Annotated in this window: 18 protein-coding genes and 1 pseudogene; 13 read left to right on the top strand and 6 right to left on the bottom strand. The window is 71.6% G+C overall.

All coding sequences use genetic code 11. The annotated features are described in order from the left end of the window. Window positions 1–2 precede the first annotated feature (2 nt). Complete coding sequence (gene rpmG / locus GTY58_RS24300) at window positions 3–167, bottom strand: 50S ribosomal protein L33 (protein ID WP_010986067.1); 165 nt, start codon at window positions 165–167, stop codon at window positions 3–5. 70 nt (window positions 168–237) lie between these two features. On the opposite strand from rpmG, the gene rpmB reads away from it, so the two are divergent. The 4 genes from rpmB (at window position 238) to GTY58_RS24280 (ending at window position 2,334) form a co-directional block, all read left to right on the top strand. Continuing rightward, the gene (rpmB, locus tag GTY58_RS24295; protein ID WP_037649145.1) at window positions 238–474 is read left to right on the top strand and encodes a 50S ribosomal protein L28; all 237 of its coding nucleotides are present in this window, start codon (window positions 238–240) and stop codon (window positions 472–474) included. Beyond that, window positions 474–779, top strand: a complete 306-nt coding sequence (rpsN, locus tag GTY58_RS24290) for a 30S ribosomal protein S14 (RefSeq protein WP_010986065.1) — start codon at window positions 474–476, stop codon at window positions 777–779. Before rpmB ends, rpsN begins: the two co-directional genes overlap by 1 nt. 64 nt (window positions 780–843) lie before the next feature. Continuing rightward, window positions 844–1,353 carry a hypothetical protein gene (locus GTY58_RS24285; protein WP_010986064.1) on the top strand — a complete coding sequence of 170 codons (510 nt, stop codon included), beginning with the start codon at window positions 844–846 and terminating at the stop codon, window positions 1,351–1,353. Window positions 1,354–1,815: 462 nt separating this feature from the next. Beyond that, a complete protein-coding gene (locus GTY58_RS24280; protein WP_010986063.1) occupies window positions 1,816–2,334 on the top strand; it encodes a DUF4232 domain-containing protein in 519 nt (172 codons plus the stop codon). A 10-nt stretch (window positions 2,335–2,344) separates the two neighbouring features. On the opposite strand, the gene GTY58_RS24275 is transcribed toward GTY58_RS24280, so the two are convergent. Beyond that, on the bottom strand, window positions 2,345–3,472 hold the full coding sequence (locus tag GTY58_RS24275; protein WP_010986062.1) for a DUF2786 domain-containing protein: 1,128 nt from the start codon (window positions 3,470–3,472) through the stop codon (window positions 2,345–2,347). 113 nt (window positions 3,473–3,585) lie between these two features. Here GTY58_RS24275 and GTY58_RS24270 point away from each other — a divergent pair. Together GTY58_RS24270 and GTY58_RS24265 are read left to right on the top strand one after the other, a co-directional pair. Beyond that, a pseudogene (locus GTY58_RS24270) lies at window positions 3,586–4,314 on the top strand (Clp protease N-terminal domain-containing protein). A gap of 140 nt (window positions 4,315–4,454) precedes the next feature. Continuing rightward, window positions 4,455–6,149: a bifunctional 3'-5' exonuclease/DNA polymerase gene (locus GTY58_RS24265; protein WP_010986060.1), complete on the top strand. Its 1,695-nt coding sequence runs from the start codon at window positions 4,455–4,457 to the stop codon at window positions 6,147–6,149. Here GTY58_RS24265 and GTY58_RS24260 read toward each other — a convergent pair. The 4 genes from GTY58_RS24260 to GTY58_RS24250 all read right to left on the bottom strand — a co-directional run bounded on the left by GTY58_RS24260 (window position 6,109) and on the right by GTY58_RS24250 (window position 11,683). After that, window positions 6,109–9,429 carry a BTAD domain-containing putative transcriptional regulator gene (locus tag GTY58_RS24260; RefSeq protein ID WP_042493486.1) on the bottom strand — a complete coding sequence of 1,107 codons (3,321 nt, stop codon included), beginning with the start codon at window positions 9,427–9,429 and terminating at the stop codon, window positions 6,109–6,111. The two genes, GTY58_RS24265 and GTY58_RS24260, sit on opposite strands and share 41 nt — an antisense overlap. A 309-nt stretch (window positions 9,430–9,738) precedes the next feature. Then, complete coding sequence (locus GTY58_RS24255; protein ID WP_010986058.1) at window positions 9,739–10,674, bottom strand: glycosyltransferase; 936 nt, start codon at window positions 10,672–10,674, stop codon at window positions 9,739–9,741. 180 nt (window positions 10,675–10,854) lie between these two features. Further along, entirely contained in the window at window positions 10,855–11,025 is a 171-nt protein-coding gene (locus GTY58_RS39775; RefSeq protein WP_167544199.1) for a hypothetical protein, read from the bottom strand. A gap of 310 nt (window positions 11,026–11,335) precedes the next feature. Further along, window positions 11,336–11,683, bottom strand: coding sequence for a hypothetical protein (locus tag GTY58_RS24250; RefSeq protein ID WP_037649141.1), 348 nt, complete (start codon window positions 11,681–11,683; stop codon window positions 11,336–11,338). A 611-nt stretch (window positions 11,684–12,294) separates the two neighbouring features. On the opposite strand from GTY58_RS24250, the gene GTY58_RS24245 reads away from it, so the two are divergent. From GTY58_RS24245 to GTY58_RS24215, 7 genes are all read left to right on the top strand, one after another. Continuing rightward, a complete protein-coding gene (locus tag GTY58_RS24245; RefSeq protein WP_010986056.1) occupies window positions 12,295–12,633 on the top strand; it encodes a hypothetical protein in 339 nt (112 codons plus the stop codon). Between the two features lie 115 nt (window positions 12,634–12,748). Beyond that, window positions 12,749–13,108 (top strand): ANTAR domain-containing protein, encoded by a 360-nt coding sequence (locus GTY58_RS24240; protein ID WP_037649140.1) that lies wholly within the window; start codon window positions 12,749–12,751, stop codon window positions 13,106–13,108. 752 nt (window positions 13,109–13,860) lie between these two features. Then, entirely contained in the window at window positions 13,861–14,517 is a 657-nt protein-coding gene (locus GTY58_RS24235; RefSeq protein ID WP_244905201.1) for a hypothetical protein, read from the top strand. After that, window positions 14,517–15,392 carry an ANTAR domain-containing protein gene (locus GTY58_RS24230; protein WP_010986053.1) on the top strand — a complete coding sequence of 292 codons (876 nt, stop codon included), beginning with the start codon at window positions 14,517–14,519 and terminating at the stop codon, window positions 15,390–15,392. Before GTY58_RS24235 ends, GTY58_RS24230 begins: the two co-directional genes overlap by 1 nt. A gap of 83 nt (window positions 15,393–15,475) precedes the next feature. Beyond that, window positions 15,476–16,192 (top strand): GAF and ANTAR domain-containing protein, encoded by a 717-nt coding sequence (locus tag GTY58_RS24225; protein ID WP_010986052.1) that lies wholly within the window; start codon window positions 15,476–15,478, stop codon window positions 16,190–16,192. 168 nt (window positions 16,193–16,360) lie between these two features. Further along, window positions 16,361–16,714 carry a hypothetical protein gene (locus GTY58_RS24220; protein ID WP_048894225.1) on the top strand — a complete coding sequence of 118 codons (354 nt, stop codon included), beginning with the start codon at window positions 16,361–16,363 and terminating at the stop codon, window positions 16,712–16,714. Between the two features lie 285 nt (window positions 16,715–16,999). Then, window positions 17,000–17,224, top strand: coding sequence for a hypothetical protein (locus GTY58_RS24215; protein ID WP_010986051.1), 225 nt, complete (start codon window positions 17,000–17,002; stop codon window positions 17,222–17,224). Window positions 17,225–17,510: the final 286 nt, after the last annotated feature.

The raw sequence follows: 17,510 nt of genomic DNA, 5'->3' as shown, positions 1-17,510 counted from the left end.
GCTCAGCGCTCCTCTCGGAAGTCGACGTGCCGGCGGGCGATCGGGTCGTACTTGCGCAGGGTCATGCGGTCCGGGTCGTTGCGGCGGTTCTTGCGGGTGACGTAGGTGAAACCGGTTCCGGCCGTGGACCTGAGTTTGATGACGGGACGGAGTTCGTTGCGTGCCATGCTGGTATCTTACTGAAAACGACTTCCATTTCCACAAGTCGCTCCAGCGAACCGAGAGAGGTGCGTCACCCTGTCCGCCCACTGCATGCTGACCGGCGCCCGGCCGGGCTTCGGCAACCGGATCTCCCACTCCCACCGGCGCACCTCGCGCCGCTTCGACCCCAACATCCAGAGCAAGCGCTACTGGCTGGCGAGCGAGGGCCGCCATGTGCGGCTGCGACTGAGCGCGAAGGGCATCAAGACCGTCGACACCCTCGGCGTCGAAGCGGCCGTCGCCCGGATCCGGGCCCGCGGGGTGAAGGTCTGATGGCGAAGAAGAGCAAAATCGCGAAGAACGACAGGCGCCAGGAGACCGTCGCGCGGTACGCCACACGGCGGGCCGAACTGACGGAGATCATCCGCCGGCCGTCGACACCGGAGGCCGAGCGGCGCGCCGCCCAGCAGGAGTTGCGCAGGCAGCCGCGCGACGCCAGCGCCACGCGCGTACGCAACCGGGACAGCGTGGACGGCCGGCCACGCGGCTATCACCGGGCCTTCGGCCTGTCCCGGGTGAACCTGCGTGAGCAAGCGCACGCGGGATTTCTCCCGGGCGTTCGTAAGTCCTCCTGGTAGCTTGCCGCTGTCGTTCGCCGCTGCCGTTCGGGCGACATCACCGGCACATCGTTGGGAGACTTCAGTGACTTCGGCGTCCTACGTCCCGCACCGTCCGGCGCGTATCGCGGTCGCGTCCGCGGGTCTGGCGGCCGCGCTCGCGCTGACCGGGTGCAGCAGCGGATCCGGCGACAGCGACTCCTCGACCCCGAGCGCGTCCGCGTCCTCGTCCGCTACGGACAGCGGCGGCTCCGGCAAAGCCTCACCGAGCGCCGCGGCCGGGAAGCTCGAGGGCAGCTGGCTGGCCACCTCCGACGGCAAGGCCGTGGCGTTGGTGATCACCGGCAAGCAGGCCGGGCTCTTCTCGACCGGCGGCACGGTGTGCAGCGGGACCGCCGGCGAGGAGGCGGGCATGCAGATGATCCACCTGAAGTGCAGCGACGGGAACACGGACCGCAAGACCGGCATGGTCGACTCCGTCGACGCCAAGTCCATGAAGGTGACGTGGACGGGCAAGCTCGGCGCGGAGACGTACATGAAGTCCAAGGGCGGGGCCCTGCCGAGCGGGCTGCCCACGGCGAGCCTGAGCTCCTGAGCCGGCCGTGCTTCGACGGGCCGCGGAGTCCTTCGGGCTCCGCGGTCCGTTCGCGTTCGCGCCGTCGTGGCCCGCTCGGGTCGTCGCGGCCCGCTCGGGTCGTCGCGGCCCGCTCGGGTCCGCGTCGCCGCGGTCCGTTCGCGTTCGCGCCGTCGTGGTCCGTTCGCGTTCGCGCCGTCGTGGTCCGTTCGCGTTCGCGTCGCCGCGGTCCGTTCGCGTTCGCGTCGCCGCGGTCCGTTCGCGTTCGCGTCGCCGCCTGCTTCGCCTGCGCGGGTCTCGGTGAGCGCGACGGGCGACTCCGGCAGGAGATCGGCGCCCTTGTGGACGAACGGCTCCGGTCCTCCGTGCAGGGAGCGCGGTGGTAGGAGGGGGGCGCGCGACGCCTGCCCGTCCGCCTGCGTGATGATCCATGGGCGCCGTCACGACGTACGGCTTCGGCTCCCGTAGCTCCAGAGGATCCTCATGCGCGCCATCCCCATCGCCGTCACCGCCCTCGCGGCGGCCCTCGCCCTGACCGCCTGCGACAGCGGCGGCAGCGGCAGCGGCAGCAGCGACCAGAGCAGCAAGGCCGCCTCCTGCCGGTTCGGCATCGAGGTCGAGCCCGGCAACGCCGCCACCACGGCCGGCGACACCGGCAACGTCCCTGTCACGGTGACCAACCTCGACTCGGCCCCCTGCACGCTCAAGGGCTTCCCCGGCATCGAGCTGAACAGCGGCGACGCCTCCTGGACCGCCGGGAGGCAGCCGGGCGCGAAGGCGGCGAAGGTCACGCTCCAGCCGGACACCGCGGCGACCTTCACGATCACCTACGTCCGCGGGAAGTCCGGCGCCAAGGACAGCGCCGCCGTGAAGACCGTGAAGATCACGATCCCCGGCGGCGGCGACGCGAAGAGTTTCCCGTGGTCGTACGGCGCTGTCGCGCTGAAGACCGGGGACGACCCGAACGCCTCCGTCAGCCCCTTCCAGGTCGCGGGCGACTGAGCCGGCGGGGTCAGGGGATCGGCCGCCGGCCCCTGACCTGGGCCCGGTCGGCGGCGGCCGCCCCCTGCTCCCATCCGGCCGCGTCGCTGACCCCGCGCAGCCGGGTGGTCACGGTCTCGGGGAACATCTGCTCCAGGTGGTCGGCGACCGCCACGTCGCGGGCCGCGAGCACCGGCAGCAGCTCCCCCTCGGCCTGCGTGGCCTGCCCCTGGGCCACGTCCGCAAGGCGGTCGCCGATCCGGTGCGCGTACGCGGCCAGGAACGACTGCCGGAACGTCTTCGTACGCTTCCGGCCGCCCGCCCGCTGGGCCGCCTCCGCCTTCGTCATCGCGGCCGTGGCCTGGACGAGCAGCGAGGTGTAGAGGAGTTCGACCGCCTCGAGGTCGGGTTCGAAGCCGACGACGGTGGAGAAGCCGAGGGAGTCGTTCCACACGGCCCGGCAGCGGTTCGCGCCGGCCACCGCGTCCAGGAGCACCGCCTTGGCCGTCTCGTAGGGCGGGTCCACCCCGATCCGGCAGGCGCCGGGCGCGCCCTTGCCGGGCGCGCGGGACGCGAGCAGCGCCTCGTCGATGCTGTGCCGCGTCATCAGCTCCTGCGCCTTGGCGCTGAGCGCCTCAGCCTCCTGAGGGAACCCGGTCGCCTCCGCCTTCGCGAGCAGGGCGCGGATCCTGGCGAGCATGCGGGAGTCCGAGTCCCGGGGCGCGGCCCGTCCGGCCGGGGGCTCCAGCGGCTCGACCGGCTCGATGGCGGGGAGGCGCAGGAGGAGCCGGTACAGCTCCAGTACGGCGGTCGCGTACGAGAAGCGGTCGGTGCGCGGGGCCTCGGCGCCGTCGAGTTCGCCGAGCTGCGCGGCCCAGCGGGGTCCCGGGTTCGGGTGCCGTGGCGCCTGGGCGAGGATCAGCGCCGACACCAGACGTATGTGTACGTCGTCCAGCTCGCGGCGCACGACGCGTACGAGGTCGGCGGGCTGCCAGCCGCGCCGCCACGCCGTGGCGACGAACTCCTCGCCGCGCCGAGCCAGTTCGGCGTCGGCCGCGGGGTCGGCGGCGAGCAGCGAGGCGCCGGCGTCGAGGGTGGCGTCGGTGTCGGCGTACAGGGCGGCCTCGAAGGCACGGTCCACGGTGGTCGTCGTACTCACGCGTCGATCGTGACACGCCGGGCGGGAGGCGGAACGGGGGGTACGCGCGCGTGGACAGCGTTCAGCGTCAACTTCAAGTTGACGCACGGCAAGTGTCGACCTGCGGTTGACACATGACGACGAACCCACTCGACACGGCATCCGTACGTCTCGACGACCTCATCGACGCCATCAAGAAGGTGCACACCGACGCACTCGACCAGCTCCAGACGCGGTGATCGCCGCGGACCACCTGGGCGACGTGGCCGACCATCTGATCGGGCACTTCGTGGACCAGGCCCGCCGTTCGGGCGCGTCCTGGACGGACATCGGCAAGAGCATGGGCGTGACCCGGCAGGCGGCGCAGAAGCGGTTCGTGCCCAAGGCGGAGGTGGACCTCGACCCCAGCCAGGGCTTCAGCCGCTACACCGAACGCGCCCGCAACGTGGTCTTGGCCGCGCACAACGAGGCCAAGGCCGCGGGCAACGCCGAGAGCCTGCCCGAGCACCTGGTCCTGGGCCTGCTGGCGGAGCCGGAGGCGCTCGCGGCGAAGGCGGTCACCGCGCAGGGGGCCCCGCCGGACTCCGTACGCCGGGCGGCGACCGCGGCGCTGCCGCCGTCGGCGGACACGGTCCCCGAGCTGATCCCGTACGGCCCGGCCGCGAAGAAGGCCCTCGAACTCACCTTCCGCGAGGCCCTGCGCCTCGGCCACAACTACATCGGCACCGAGCGCATCCTCCTGGCCTTGCTGGAGCTGGAGAACGGCAAGGGCGTCCTGACCGGCCTGGGTCGACAAGGCGGCGGAGGCCCATGTGTCGAAGGCACTGGAGGAACTGGCGAAGGCGCACGAGCGCGGGGAGTGAGCGGGCGACTCGGGCAAGGCAAGAGGGATGAGCGGGCAGCTCGGGCAAGGCAAGAGGGATGACCGGGCGGCAGCGCGGGCCCGCCGCCTGCCCCGCGGTGAACCGCGGGCGTTGTCAGACCCTCCTGCCACACTCGCAGCATGACCGGGCGCTGGGCTCTCGCACCGGCCGAGGACGGTGGCGCGGAGGTCGTCGCCCTCGGCGACGGCGGGCTGCCCTCCGGGCCCGTGCGCAGGGAACCGGATCTCGTCGAGGCCGTGCGGTCGCGGCCCGAGGCGACCCGGTGGGTCTGGCGGTCCACGGCCGACATGGCACCGCGCCTGCTCGCCGCGGGGGTGCGAGTCGAGCGGTGCTACGACATCGAGGCCGCCGAGACCCTGCTCCTCGGCCACGAGGGCCGGCTCGGCGAGCCCCGGTCGGCCGCCGCCGCGCTGGCCAGACTGCGCGGCGGCCCCGTACCGCCCGATCCGCCGCAGCGCGCCGCCGTGCCCGGATCGCAGTCCTCCCTCTTCGAACCGCGCCCGGTCCACCTACCCGTGGACGACCTCATCGAGGTGTACGCGGACCAGCAGCGCCGGCACGACGCGACCGCGCACCCGGACCGCATGCGCCTTCTGACCGCCACCGAGTCGGCGGGCATGCTCGTGGCCGCCGAGATGAACGCCGCGGGGCTGCCCTGGCGCGCGGACGTGCACCGCGACCTGCTGAACGAACTGCTCGGCGAGCGGTACGCGGGCGGGGGCGAGCCCCGGCGGCTGGCCGAGCTCACCGACGAGGTGTCGGCCGCCTTCGGCCGCCGCGTCCGGCCCGATCTCCCCACCGACGTCGTCAAGGCGTTCGCCCAGGCCGGGATCAAGGTCAGGTCCACGCGCCGGTGGGAGATCGAGTCCGTCGACCACCCGGCCGTGAAGCCACTCCTCGAGTACAAGAAGCTGTACCGGATCTGGGTCGCCCACGGCTGGTCGTGGCTCCAGGACTGGGTGCGCGACGGCCGCTTCAGGCCCGAGTACCTGCCGGGCGGCACGGTCACCGGACGGTGGGTGACCAACGGGGGCGGCGCGCTGCAGATCCCCAAGGTCATCCGGCGCGCCGTGGTCGCCGACCCGGGCTGGCGGCTGGTCGTGGCCGACGCCGACCAGATGGAGCCCCGCGTGCTGGCCGCGATCTCCCGGGACCCCGGCCTGATGGAGGTCGCTGGCCGCGAGAGCGACCTGTACCAGTCGGTGTCGGACCGCGCGTTCTCCGGCGACCGCGCCCAGGCGAAACTGGCGGTGCTCGGCGCGATCTACGGACAGACGTCCGGGGACGGCCTCAAGAACCTCGCCGCGCTGCGCCGCCGCTTCCCCAAGGCCGTCGCGTACGTCGACGACGCGGCCCGCGCGGGCGAGGAGGGCCGCCTCGTACGGACCTGGCTGGGGCGTACGAGCCCACCGGCGGCCGGAGCGTCCGAGGACAGCGCGGAGGAGGCGGGCATCCCGCAGGACGAACCGGCGCCGTCCTCGGGCGCCGCGCAGGAGTGGATGCCGGGCTACGCCTCCACGAACTCGCGGGCCCGCGGCCGCTTCGCACGCAACTTCGTGGTGCAGGGCAGCGCGGCGGACTGGGCCCTGCTGCTGCTCGCCGCGCTCCGGCGCGCCTGCGCCGGCCTGGCGGCCGAGCTGGTCTTCTTCCAGCACGACGAGGTGATCGTGCACTGCCCGGCCGAGGAGGCGGACACGGTGGTCGCGGCGATCCGGGAGGCGGCGGACCTGGCGGGCCGGCTGACGTTCGGCGAGACGCCGGTGCGGTTCTCGTTCACGACGGCGGTGGTGGAGTGCTATGCCGACGCCAAATGAGGAGTTCCCGCAGCTCCGCCACCACCGGCGTGTCCGTCCCGTCCAGGGCGTCCAGTGCCGACTTCCACTGACGGAGCGCCTCGTCCGTGTCGCCCGCCGCGAGCCGCAGCAGCCCCCGCTGGTGGCGGGCGAGCCCCTCGGAGTAGCGGTCGCTGCGGCGGCCCGCGAGGGTCAGCAGCTTGTCGCACTCGCGCGCGGCCCGCGCCACGTCCCCCTGCCCCCGCAGCGCGCGCACCAGACCGAGCCGGGTCTGCCGCTCCCCCTGCCAGTGCCGGTTGTCATGGCCGCCGAGGATGCGCAGGCTCTCCTCGAAGTGCGGTACGGCGGCGTCCGGTTCGCCGAGGGTGAGGTGGGCGTAGCCGATGTTGCAGTGCGCGGAGTGGCGGACGACCACATCCCCGATGGCCTCGCCGATCTCCAGGCTGCGCCGGTGCTGCTCGATGGCGGCGCGCGGGTCCGTGTGCTCGTAGAGGTTGCCGAGATTGCTGTACGTGATGGCCTCGCTGTGCGGGTCGTTCAGTACACGCGCGTACTCCAGGCACTGCCGCAGGGTCTCGCCGGACTCCTCGTAGCGGCCGAGCCCTTCGAGCAGCAGCCCGCGGTTGCCGAGCCCCCGGCACAGGCACGAGAGGAAGTCGAGCCGGCGCCAGATCTCCAGGGCGCGGTCGAGCAGGGCGAGCGAGTCGTTCGCCCGCCCCTTCAGAAAGTGCAGCCCCGCCAGGTCCAGCAGGGCGAACGCCTCGGCGGGCTCGTCCCCGAGCCGGCGCGCCGCGCCCAGGGCGGCCTCGCCGAGCACCTCCAACTCGCCCAGCCGGCCACCGCGTTGGAGGGACACGGCGAGATAGCGCGCGAGAAGGGGGACATAGGCGGACGCCTGCGCGTACCGCTCGACCAGCGCGACCGCGTTCGCCAGTTCCAGGCCGATCCAGGCGTGGGCCTCGTCGGCAGAGCCGAAGTCGGCCGCGGCCGCCACGTCCGCCGCGTGCGCGTCCGGCTCCGACGGCGTCGTCCGCAGCCGGTCCGACCGGACGGCGCTCGGCTCGACGATCGCCTGATAGGAGCGGGCAGCCGTGGCGGCGTACCAGCGCAGGGCCAGGTCAGGGACGGCGTCGCCCTCACCGGGACCGGCATCCGTGGAGCCTGTGGAACCCGCAGAGGCCGCGGAATCCGCGGAATCCGCGGAAACCGCAGAGCCCGGAGCGCCCGGAGCGGCGGGGCCGGTACCCCGGGCGTATGAATCCGTGACGGATGCCGCCGTCCCGGCCGTCACAGCTGTCCCGGCCGTCCCCGCGATCTCCCGTGCGAAGTCCCGCACGAGGTCGTGGGGGGCGTAGCGCCCGAACGCCGTCTCCTCCAGGAGCGCGACGTCGACGAGGCGGTCGAGGGCGGCTTCCGCGCGGCGTTCGTCCGTGCCGGTGAGGCGGGCGAGGAGGGGCGCCCCGTACTCGGGGAGGTCGAGCGCGCCGATGCGGCACAGCGCGAGCGCCGCGTCCCGGTCGGCCTCCCGGTCGGAGGCGCTCAGCGCGTCGTGCGCGACGGCCAGTGATCTGCGCACGCTCAGGTCGTCGTACTCGAGGTGATGCAAGCGCCCGTCGGTGGCGGCGAGTTGACCGGCGAGGTCGTCGGGGGTGAGGGCCCGCCGGGCCGCGAGCCGCGCGGCGACGATACGCAGGGCGAGCGGCAGCCGGCCCGCGAGTTCGACGAGACGGTGCGCGCCGTCGAGCCCGTCCCCCCGCCCGGAGACCGCACGCAGCAGCTGTGCGCTCTCCTCCTCCGACAGCGGCGCGAGCGGGAAGCGGCGGGCGCCGTCGAGCGCGGTGAGCGGCGAACGGCTGGTCACGATCACCGCGCACTCCGGGCCGCCGGGCAGCAGTTGCCGTATCTGTGCGGCGTTCGCGGCGTCGTCCAGCACCATCAGGGTGCGGGTCGGTGCGAGCAGCGAGCGCAGCAGCGCGGCCGCCGCGTCCGGATGTTCGGGGATGCGCCGGGCCTCGACGCCGAGGTCCCGCAGGAGCGAGGCGAGTGCCTGCCCCGGCGCGAGCGGGGCCATGCCGGGCGTGGCGCCGTGCAGGTTGACGTACAACTGCCCATCAGTGAAACGTTTCCGCAGACCATGCGCCGCGTGCAGCGCGAGCGCGCTCTTGCCGACCCCGGCCATGCCGCTGAGCACGGCGACGGCGCACGAGCCGCGCTCTGGGTCGAGAGCCCGCAGCAGTTCCGCGCGTACGTCGCCACGGCCGGTGAAGTGGGCGGGCGCGGGGGGAAGTTGGGCGGGCCGGGGCGGGGTCGCCACGGCTGGGACGGCTGGGACGGCTGGGACGGCCGCCCGGGCGGTACCCCCGTCGGAGTCCTCCCCCGCACCCTTCCCCGCCTCGTCCGAGCCCTCACCCGAGCCCTCCCCCGCCTCGTAGGCGCCCGCGTCCTTGCCCGCCTCGCCCGGGTCCGGGACCACGGCAGGCCCGCCCAGGGCCGCGCCCCCGCCCGAGCACCCCTGGGTCTCCCCGGCGCCGCAGGCACCCTCCCGAAGGATCTTCAGATGCGCCTCGCGCACCGCGGAGCCCGGCTCGACCCCGAGTTCCTCGATGAGCCGTGCCCGCAGGTCCCGGTGGACGGCCAGCGCCTCGGCCTGCCGGCCGGTGCCGTGCAGGACGAGCATCAGCAGCCGGTGGAAGGCCTCCCGCAGCGGGTATTCGGCGACGAGTGCGGCCAACTCCGGTACGAGGGCGGCCAGGCGTGCCCCGCCGAGGTGCAGCTCGGCGTCGAAGCCCCACTCCCGGGCGAGCAGCCGCGCCTCCTCCAGACGTTGCACCAGCGCGTGCCCGCCCGTCTCCGGCGGCAGGCCGCTCAGCGGGGTGCCGCGCCACAGCGCGAGCGCCGCCGCACACTCACGCGCCGTCCGCTCCCAGTCACCACCGGCGTGCGCGGCGCGCGCGGCGGCGACATGGTCCTCGAAGACGCGGACGTCCAGCTCACCCTCGCCGACGCGCAGCAGATAGCCGGGCGGTACCGCACGCAGCCGCTCGGGGTCGTCGCCGAGGAGGCGGCGCAGGCGGGTCACATGGTTCTGCAGGGACGCCTGCGCGGACGCCGGCGGCGCACCGCCCCACAGGGCGTCCTTGAGCGCGTCGACCGAGACGACCCGTCCGGGCTCCAGCAGCAGCGCGGCCAGCAGGGCACGCATCTTGCCGCTGCCGATCGGCCGGACCTCGCCGTCGGCGTCGTACAGCACCGGCGGGCCCAGGAGACCGAACCGCAGTTCGTACCGCAGCCCGTACCGCATATGCCGCCCGCTGCCTTCCCGCGCGGCAGCGAACTGCCCCGCCTCACCTCGGTTTTGCGCCGAGTTTCGGCGACTTCTCGCCGAGAGACTCACGGCCCCCTTTGAAACCGTTGGCCACATGTTAGCGATCCGTTGGCGTGGCCTGATGTGATCACCTCATCGGGTCCGGCCCGACGGTACGCGCGTACACGCGTAGCTCGGGGGAGTGTCGCCGCCGTGGCCGGATCCGGAGATGCGAGAGGCCCTGGTCGTCAGAGGTGAACGACCGGGGCCTTCGTGTTGCCGCCGAGGTGGGTCCGGGGCCGTCGGTCAGATGACGGGCGGTCGTCCCAGCCGCGTGAGCCGCCACACCGTGCGCCACCGCATGGGCCGCCGCTCCCCACCGGACGTCCGCACGCCTTCCATGAAACCGCCGAACCAGGCGCGCAGTCCGCCGGCCGACCGGGTTCGTACGAGCGTGACGGCGATCCAGATGCCCAGGTGTACGGGGATGAGCGGCAGCGGCAGCCGGCGGCGGGCGAGCCAGACCCGGTTGCGGGCGGTCACGCGGTGGTAGATGGCGTGCCGGGCGGGTGAGGTCTTGGGGTGCTGAAGGAGCAGTTCGGGCGCGTAGAGGATGGTCCATCCGGCGTCGGTGGCCCGCCAGGCGAGGTCGGTCTCCTCGTGCGCGAAGAAGAACTCGGCGGGCCAGTCGCCGGTCCGGGCGAGCATCGCCATGGACAGGGCGTGTCCACCGCCGAGGAATCCCGTCACGGGCCCACCGCGCAGGGGGTCGGACTTCCCGACCCTGGGCACGTGGCGCCGCTGCGTCTCGCCGTTCTCGTCGGCGATACGGAATCCGACGATGCCGAGCCGCGGGTCTGCGGCGTACAGATCCCGTACGCGCCGCAGTACGTCGGCGTCGACGAGCAGCCCGTCGTCGTCGAGTTCGACGACCACGTCGACGTCCCCGAACTCCCGCAGCTTCGCCAGGGCCACGTTCCGCCCGCCCGGGCAGCCGAGGTTCTCGTCCACCTCGATCCCGGTGACCTCGCCGGGCAGGTCCAGGCGCCGGGCGAATTCGGGCAGCGGGCATCCGTTGCCCACGATGACGATCCGCGCGGGCGGGAGGTCCTGCTTGGCCACGGACGCGAGCAGCGCGTCGACCTCGGCGGGCCGATTCCCCATGGTCACCACGGCGACGGCGATCCGCGGGCCTTGCTCCGCGTGCTCCACCACACCCACCCCATCCCGGCCGACAATCATTTCCGCGATGCTAGCCGTTCACCAAGAGGGCGCCCCGCGTACTCCGGTTCTGCCTGCGCCGTACGCATTTCGAAGCGGCGCTGAGCAGCTCTGAGCGACTCAGTGCATTTCGGAGCGGCTCCGATTCGGCGCCCCGGCGCCAGTGATCCCGCGCTGTCACCGCCACCGCCACAACCACCGTCAGCGGAGGGGGCGCCGCCGGGCACGTCGGGACAACCGCACGGCGGCGACGGCCACATCGACCACGAGAACCGCGATGCCGATGATCAGCAGATAGCCCAGACCCTTGGCTGCCACGCCGATGATCCCCAGGACGACGGCCACGAGGACCAGCAGCAGGAAGAACGTCACGACTCGAACACCTCCATGGGAGTGGGGCCGTCGCTCAGCGGGTGGGGATCTTGACAACGACTCCGGCGCAAACGCGCCGGAGTCGCCCTTCCGGGCGGCTGCACGTGAGAGTGCGCCGACCCACAATCCATGATACTGCGGCTGGTGCGGCTCGGACCATATGCATTCAGCGAGCCGTTCCCCATTTCCGGCATTCCAGAACAGGGGAGTACCGAACTACTGGCATCCGGTTCCGGTCGAATTGATCGAACGAATTCGGCACCCGATTCCACTCCTGGCAGATACGCCGGTGAGCTGGATCCGTGGCCGCTTACACGCGCAGCAGCCGTTGCGTGATCTCCCGGTACTCCCTCAGTGCGAGCCGGAGTGCGTCCGACTGTGTTTCGGGGTCGTGGTCCTGCCAGCCCTCATGGAGGGCACGCCGCCGTTCCGCGAGGGTGTTCGTGAGGTGGGCGACGGCTTCGTCGAATGCGCCCTCGGCCTCTTCCAACGACTGCCGCGGGCTGTCGGCGAAGTTGTTGAGGGCCTGCTGGAGGCGCAGGGCGAGCTTGGCCCGTTCATCGGACGGGAGCAGCGGCTCCGGACCCGGGGTACGGCGTCCGGCGGAGCCGGTGACGCTGTCCGCGGGCTGCTGAGCGCGTGTCTGGTCGTACATCATCGTGTGCCGCTTTCGTCGTGCGATGTGTGGTCCACGTGGCGAAGCCGACGATCGATCCGGAAAGCCGGCAGTACGGCCGCGGCCCACCACAGGGTCTGCGTCGTGAAGCCGAATCCGAACACCACCAGGATCAGCAAAAGAAGAAGGATCCATAACATTTCCGGGCCGCCAGATCGCGGGGATCTTCTTGATTCCGCGAGGCCAGGGCGAAGCGGGAAGATGGAATACGTCGCCCGAATAATGCGGAGTGGCATGGCCCTACACCGTGTCGTCAGTCAACGCCCGACAACGTCCCGTGTCAACGCGGCCTGCGACACGGCCGACGGCGGACCGTTGCCCGTATAAGACTCATAAGACTCATAAGACGCATAGGGAGCATGCGACTCATGGGGCATACACGGTACATGTGGCTCATGGGGCACATCGGGCCGCGCCCAGTTCCATCGCCCCCCAGGGAGCGCACCGTGCGAGGTTCCGTTTCAAGCGGCCGTCCACGCCGGACAGTTCGCGTGACGTGGCCCGCTGTCCGTGCCCCTCGGGCAGGGCTACGCTGTCGGACAAGGCCCCAGTCCCCGGTACCGATGACGTGTTCCGTTCCGGGGAGGCCCACCGTGTTCGTCCTGCTTCTCATCCTCGTCGTGATCTTGTTCGGTTTCCTCAATCCCATCTGGTGGGTCGTCGCGGCCGTGTTGGTCTTCGGCTTCGGCCGGTCCGGCCGAGGAAGCAACCGGAGTCCTGGCGGCAATTCCGGTTCAGGGGAGTACCGGGAGTACGGGGAATACCGGGAGTACCGGGACCACAGGGAGCGTCAGGACCGCTGGGACCGTCGCTACAGCCGCCGGCACCGGGCACGCTGGAACCGCGAGGATCGACGGGACAGTGAGGACCGGCGGGCGCGTGAGAACCAGCGGGCGCGTGAGAACCGGCGGGCGCGCGAAGACCGTAGGTGATCAATGCGGTGGCCGGGTAGCCGGGTGGCCGGGGGGGGGAGCAGTCGGCGCGCCGCCGACCGCTCACGGACAAGCGACTACGACTACAACTACGACTGCGTTGTGGGGTAGGCACATGCACCAAGGGACCACGTACCGCGAAGAACAGCAGGCGATACCAGCCGCGGTCTCGGCGGGAGATACGGCTTTGGTGGCCGAGGTCGCCGAACTGCGCGCCAGAAACACGCAGTTGGGCCGGGCGCTGGCGAGTCGGCCGGTCATCGACCAGGCGCGGGGCATGGTGATGGCCCTGGCGCCGTGTTCCAGTGAGCGGGCCTGGGACCTGCTGGTGGACGTTTCGCAACGCTGCAACCTCAAGCTCCGGTACGTGGCTGCCGCCCTGGTCGCCACGACGAAGGGCGAGGTGCTCCCGGACCAGGTCCAGCGGGAGCTCGGCCGGGCACTGCGGCGCCTTCATACAGCAGACCGGAGATGACGAAGCGCGCGCCCTGCGGGCGGCACCGGGAGCTGTGAGCTCAACTCTCCGGTGCCTTCGCCCGGGCCGACTGCCGGACGCCTCTCCTGGGTTGCCCGCCTCGCGCATCCCAAACCGTCCGGCCGAGGACGGTGCGAAACAGCGGCGGCCGGGAACAGTAGCGGTGCGAAACAGCGGCGGCCCGGAACAGCAACGGTGCGGAACAGCAGCGGTCCGGAACAGCGGCGGCCCGGCAGGGTCCGCAACAGACGGCTGTCCCGATCCCGTCGAGCCGTACCGCGATCGGACGACCAGATCCCGACCGTCCACGGACGGCGATCCGGCGTGGCCGAGAGCTATGCTGGGTGGCGACGTCCCAGACCCCGGCGGCATGTGGTTGCTCCACACAGATGGCTGCGGGCAACGGGCTCTTGGTCCGGTCACCCGGCGCATCGCCCCGGAGGAAACCGGACCGTTTCCACGTCCGGCGCGGAAGGTGCCGGACCGGCCGCCGCTCCGCCCGCCTCCGCCGAACGTACGCCCGACCGTAGCGGAAGCGCGCCAAGAGGGGCCGGAAGCCCGGCGCCCCCTGTCTTCGCTGTCCGGGACGGTCTCCAGAACCGAGGCGTCATGCCCCTACCGCAGTTGAACGTCGACCTCATGGTCCTCCTCACCGCTGCCTCGGGAGGTGCGCGGTGACGGCCCGGCGGAGGCGTACCCAGGAGCCCGGTGACAGCGAGCCGTCCGGCGGGGGCGCGGTGCGCTTGCGCCGGGTGAACCGCCGGCTGGTGGAGGGGCTGCGCGAGGAGCTGGCGGATCTGTATATGCAGTGCTGCGCAACGGCGGCCACCGCGGAATCGCCCGGAGAGAGAACACCCGGAGAGAGAACACCGGGAGAGAAATCGCCCGGAGAGAAATCACCCAGGGGCGCATACCGCCGGCCCGATCGCTCACGCTTCCTGACCCGTCTCACCGCGGACATGCGCCGGCCCGGGTTCGCCATGGTGCTCGCGGAGGTGAACGGACTGGTGGGATGCGCCTACGGATTTCCGGTACGCGGCGACGGCTCATGGTGGCTCGATTCCGACGACGCGCTGCCGCTCGGCATGGAACAACTCACCCGGTCCGGCCGCGCTTTCGCGTTCACCGACATTCTGGTCCGGCCGCCGCCGCAAGGCCGGGAGCTGGCCCGTCGATTACAGAAACGGCTGCTGACCGACCACCGGGCGTCGCTCGGCGTGACATCGGTGGATCAAGCGGATGTCACGACCCTCGCCGTCCTCCGCTCGTGGGGATGGCTGGACGCCGGAGACGTCTGGAGGCCGGCCGGCCCCACGGTGTTCCGCGTACTGATCCTCCCCTTCGGGGAACAGACGCTCGCACGGCCGGACGGACTCGCCCGCCATGCCTGGACGAGGTGGCCCGACTGATGCCCGACAGCCGTTCAGCCCATATCCGGCTGCTGGTCGCCGAGCAGGCGGCCGTACGTGGTGCGCGGGTCGGCGTGGTGGACGTGTGCACCGCGGCGGTGGTCGCGCTGCCGATCGGCGGGGCCGGACTGTCCGCGATGTCCAGGGGCAGGGCGAGCCACCCGTTGTGCAGCACCGACCACATCAGCGAACAACTGGAGGAGCTACAGCTCACGCTGGGCGAAGGGCCCTGCGTGGATGCGTTCACGCAGGGCTCGGCCGTCCTGACACCTGATCTGCGGACCGGGGAACTCCAGAACCGCTGGCCCTTGTTCGTCGACGCCGCCCTGAGCGCCGGAGCACTCGCCGTCTTCGCGCTCCCCCTTCAGGTGGGGGCGATCAGCCCCGGAGTTCTGGACCTGTACGCCCAGGTCCCAGTGCGGTTGGACGCGGAAGAGCTGGCCGACGCGCTGGCGTTCGCCGATCTCGCGACCCTGGTGCTGCTCGACGCGCGGATCGACGAGACGGGCGGGCCACCCGGCGGACCCATCGAGGACCTCGGTGCCTACCGGGCGGAGATCGACCAGGCCACCGGCATGCTCACCGTCCAGCTCGGCGTCGGCATCGAAGAGGCCTTCGTCCGCCTCCGCGCCCACGCCTACGCCCACGAACGCCGCCTCGCCGAGGTGGCCGCCGACCTGGTCGCCCGTCGCCTCCGCTTCTCCCCCGGCACCGAGCCGGTCCAGGACCCCGCCGATCCCCATGGCGACGACGAACCGTTCGACGACCCCGATCCCCGCGCCCCCGACCCCCATGGCGACGCCGATCCGCATGATGCCGATCCGCATGACGACGACGATCCCCGCGACGACGACGATCCCCGTGACAGTGCTTGACGCCCTCACACGCTGCGCGGACGCAATGCGCCGCCCTTCCCGCCCCATCCCGGCGGGAACAGTCTCAACAGAGGTGCCACACGATGAATCAGCAACTCCTGGCCAAAACCTTCGTCGAGTTGGCGGACAACCTGGTCGCCGACTTCGACCTGATCGACTTCCTTCGCCTGCTGACCGACCGCTGTGTCGGCATGCTCGACGCGAGTGCGGCCGGCGTGCTGCTCGCGGACCGGAACGGCGAACTCCGCGTCATGGCCGCCTCCGACGAACAGGTACGCCTCCTGGAACTCTTCCAGCTCCAGAACGACGAAGGTCCCTGTCTCGACTGCTTCCGCACCGGCGCGCCCGTGACAGTCCCCGACCTGAGCGCCGTCACCGCACGCTGGCCGCGCTTCGCCGTACAGGCCCGCCGCAGCGGGTTCGGGGCGGTCCAGGCCCTGCCGATGCGCCTGCGGGACGAGGTCGTCGGCGCCCTGAACCTCTTCCGCGCCACCCCGGGCCCCTTCGACCCGGCCGCCACACCCCTCGCCCAGGCCCTGGCCGACGTCGCCACCATCAGCCTGCTGCAACAGCGCACCGCACACCGCAGCACCGTCCTCAACGAGCAGCTTCAGACGGCGCTGAACAGCCGCGTGCTGATCGAACAGGCCAAGGGAAAGCTGGCCGAACGCCAGGGCGTAGACATGGAACGGGCCTTCACCGCACTGCGCACCTACGCCCGCGCCCACAACCGCCGGTTGTCCGACGTGGCCCGCGCCTTCATCGACAACTCCGAGCCCCTCACCGGCCTGGGTTCCTGACCGCCGCCCAAAGCCCGCCGAACCAACGCCCCCCGGCACCCCACGGCCACACACGAACCCGTCCGTCATGGACACACGCAACCGCTTGACTCACAGTCAGCCGTGGATGTCAGAGGCCTCGTCGACAGGGCAGGAGACGTGTCAGGCCTGCGGTGAATGATCCCGGGTATGGGATACGAACTGCACATGACGCGCGCCTCGGACTGGTTGGACAGCGAGGAACGCCCCATCTCGCTGCACGACTGGCTTGAGTTTGCACACAACAGCGCGGCACTTCGGCAAGAAGGCCACCTCGACCTGCACAGCGTAGGCCGGCAGCCGGTGTTCACATGGGGCAGCCTTGACAGCGTCGCGGTCGGGCTCCATTGGTGCGAGGGACGAGTGATTCTGTCCGGGGCCCACGCACCTGGTGCGGACCTGGTCGGCTTGGCTGACCTCGCAGCCGGACTGTCCGCGAAGCTGATCGGCGACGAGGGGGAGCAGTACCCGGGATCTGTCCGCCGCGGCAACGAAGAGCCCTGAGCTTGGGAATCACCGGGCCGTCACGGAGGGGGTTGACGCTGACCAGCGCAAACGGCCTCTGGTGATTAATCGCGAGGCGTCGCGCTTGACTGCTCTCGACCGCTGGGATCCGCTCTTTCTGGCACGGATGTGGCACGGGCTTCCATCCGCTCTGACGGGTCGCGTCACCGACCCCGCACCCGACAGCAATGTCAACCGAACGGCCCAACATGACGTGTCGCCCACATGGATGAACAATTGGCTGAGTAGCGTCCCAACCGAGGCAATCTGTGAAAGGCGAACCAAATGCGCATTCGACGAATCCTCGCCGCAGTCTTCGCCACGGCAGCCCTCGCCGGACTCGGCCTCACAGGCGCCGCCACCGCCACCGCCAGCGTCACCCCGGCCAGCGTCACCCCGGCCAGCGTCACCCCGGGTGAGTGCACGGACGGCGGCGGAACGATCGATCGGTCGACGCCCGTGCTCCCGACCTGCAGAGGCGGTATGTACAACGGGCAGACGGTCGACTAAACCCCACTAGGGCCCGTTGTGAAAGTGGATCGGCGCCCCACAGCCACGCGTTGCGGGGCGCTCCCTCGCGAGCGTTCCCCCTCGGCTGACGGCTCAACGTACCTGGGAGGCGTGACGATCGCACACGGGCCCGATGAGGTCGGCGGGAGCGGCTTTGGGCTGGAGCCGCCATGGGGCGAGAGATCGGGGCCCGTACGCTGGTCGCGAATCGGGCAGTCTCTGGACCTGCCCGCAATAGCCCGGTGTGGGCCCCGATCTTCGAGGCTCGCCCCATGGTGGCTGCCTG

The organism is Streptomyces sp. SID5469 (assembly GCF_009862865.1).
GTDB classification, from domain to species: domain Bacteria; phylum Actinomycetota; class Actinomycetes; order Streptomycetales; family Streptomycetaceae; genus Streptomyces; species Streptomyces avermitilis.
The sequence above is the reverse complement of the archived record's forward strand: the minus strand, read 5'-3'. Positions and strand labels throughout refer to the sequence as shown.